The following is a 1,173-nucleotide window of genomic DNA, read 5'->3' on the forward strand; positions in this document are numbered from 1 at the left end:
GACGCCAGCGACCAGCCGACATCGACAACACTCGCGTCACTGCCGGCCGTGAGGGCGCGGAGCCGTTCCGCCTGGTCCCGGAGGGCCTCGGGTGTCCGCCCCGAGATCACCCACGGCACCACCGCCGGAGCGACATCGATGCCGTCCGCTTCCGTGGTCTCGTCCGCGGGCGCCTGCTCCAGCACCACATGCGCATTCGTCCCGCTCGCGCCGAAGGAGGACACCGCTGCTCGGCGCACGTGTCCGGTCTGTGGCCATTCCCGGGTCTCGCGGAGGAGTTCCACCGCACCGGAGGACCAGTCGATGAACGGGGACGGTTCGTCCGCGTGGAGGGTGCGCGGCAGGACACCTTCCCGCATCGCCAGCACCATCTTGATCACACCGGCGACACCCGCCGCGGCCTGGGTATGACCGATGTTCGACTTCAACGAACCCAGCCACAGCGGCCGTTCGGCGTCGCGGCCCTGCCCGTAGGTGGCAAGCAGGGCCTCGGCCTCGATCGGGTCCCCGAGCTTCGTCCCGGTGCCGTGCGCCTCCACGACATCCACCTCGGCGGCCGGCACTCCCGCGTTTGCCAGCGCCTGACGGATGACCCGCTGCTGCGAGGGTCCGTTGGGTGCGGTCAGGCCGTTGCTGGCGCCGTCCTGGTTCACCGCCGAACCTCGCACCACCGCGAGGACCCGGTGTCCGTTGCGCCGCGCGTCGGACAGCCGCTCGACGAGCAGCATGCCCACGCCTTCGGACCAGCCGGTGCCGTCGGCCGCGGCCGAGAACGCCTTGCACCGGCCGTCCGGTGCCAGTCCCCGCTGGCGGCTGAACTCGATGAAGGTGCCGGGGGTCGACATCACCGTCACGCCGCCGACCAGGGCCATGGAGCACTCGCCGGACCGCAGTGACTGCGCGGCGAGGTGCAGTGCAACCAGCGACGACGAGCACGCCGTGTCGACCGTCATGGCGGGGCCGACGAGACCGAGCGTGTAGGCGACGCGTCCCGCGACGACGCTCGCCGCGTTGCCGGTCATGAGGTAGCCGTCGATGTCCTTCGGCGCCCGCGTCATCATCGTCGCGTAGTCCTGGCCGTTGCCTCCGGCGAAGACGCCGACCTGACCGTCCCGTACCGTGATGGGGTCGATGCCGGCGTGTTCGAAGGTCTCCCACGCCGTCTCCAGCAGC

General features: G+C 71.0%; 1 protein-coding gene. It reads right to left on the reverse strand.

Features of this window, described 5'->3' with window-relative positions:
• Positions 1-1,173 (reverse strand): beta-ketoacyl synthase N-terminal-like domain-containing protein (locus tag ABEB00_RS24585; protein WP_345622331.1); only part of this gene is annotated, 1,173 nt, incomplete at both ends.

Origin of the sequence: Streptomyces ziwulingensis (assembly GCF_039542605.1) — a bacterium.
In the GTDB taxonomy this organism is placed as follows: Bacteria; Actinomycetota; Actinomycetes; order Streptomycetales; family Streptomycetaceae; genus Streptomyces; species Streptomyces ziwulingensis.